Source organism: Pseudomonas sp. P4_C3, assembly GCF_056402075.1.
Genome location: NZ_JBFUIC010000655.1, coordinates 1 through 1150, shown reverse-complemented (window position 1 = coordinate 1150; position 1150 = coordinate 1). Strand labels below are relative to the sequence as shown.

Here is a 1150-nt window from a genome sequence, read left to right as displayed (position 1 = left end):
GCTTCACGCCGTTGGCCARGGCTTCGACCARCGGRCCGGCSGCGACCAGCGAGTTGTAGTCCTGCTCCATGCGKCGKACATCGCGGAACGCTTCTTCGCACGCGGCRATGTAATCGACGCTACCGGAGCGCAGGCTGTGTTCGAAGGCATCGAGGAACAGTTGCTTGAGCTTTGCCGCAGTGATTTCGCGCATGTGCAGCAGGTTGATGAACAGCGCGCGGAAGGTCTTCAGGCTCTGCTCGCTGGTGGAGCGCAGCGGAATCAGCGTCAGGTCCAGCGGGATCGATGTGTGGCCACCGACCAGCAAACGGCGCAGTTCGTCCGGCTTGAGTTCGTAGGCTTTCAGGCCTTCGCGTTCAAGGTTGGTGAAGAGTTCTTTCTGACGCAGGCAGGTGTCGTTTTTCTGATAGTGGGCCAGGTCCAGTTTGCCGGCGTAGGCAAAGAACTGGTGACCGAAACCGCCGCCCGGGCCGCGACCGACCACACCGATCACGTGGGGACCGTGGGGCAGGTTGACTTCCACCAGGATGTAGCTGGTGTCCGAGGCGAAGTAGAAGCGCCGGGACTGCTCCAGGCTGTACTTGCCGAAGCTCATGTCCGACATGCGCGCCAGGATCGGGAACTGCAAGGCGTTGATCGAGGCGGATTTACCGAGGTTGTTCGCGCCGTACACCGACAGCGGTTCTTCCAGCGGGAACAGGCCGAGGCTGTAGYCGGCGGTGTTCAAAAGGGCAAAGCGGCGGATGCCGTAACGTTCCTTGCTCATGCGTCGAGCTCCTGTTCTTCGGCAATGGCGCGGGCCAGTGCGTCTTCTTCGCTTTCGTCTTCAAATTCTGCGAGGTCGAGCGGGTCGTCGGTCTGCAGCAGTTTTTCGTCGCTGTCTTCGTCGATCAGCACCGGCACCGGCAACGGCAGGACGCTGTGCAGACTGGCGGCCAGATCGCGGTCCTGTTGCACCGACAGGCACACATCGAGGAAGCGGTGCATCGGCGGCAGGAAGCGGTAGACACCGTTTTCTTCGCTGGCGAAACCGAGTTGGGTCATGCGTCGCATGATCTTTTCTTCCAGCTCGTCCTGGGTCTGCACTTCGGCCTGAATGAACAGGTCGCGGTACTTTTCCAGCAACGACGGCAGCTCATCGCGACCGAGG

1 protein-coding gene and 1 pseudogene are annotated in these 1150 nt (G+C 61.1%); both read right to left on the bottom strand.

The window, feature by feature from the left end:
* A pseudogene (locus tag AC1DVH_RS31525) lies at positions 1-766 on the bottom strand (Mks condensin complex protein MksF); the annotation flags it as partial.
* A partial coding sequence (locus AC1DVH_RS31520) for a condensin complex protein MksE (protein WP_477757080.1) occupies positions 763-1150 on the bottom strand: 388 nt, incomplete at its 5' end. The gene AC1DVH_RS31520 and the pseudogene AC1DVH_RS31525, both read right to left, overlap by 4 nt.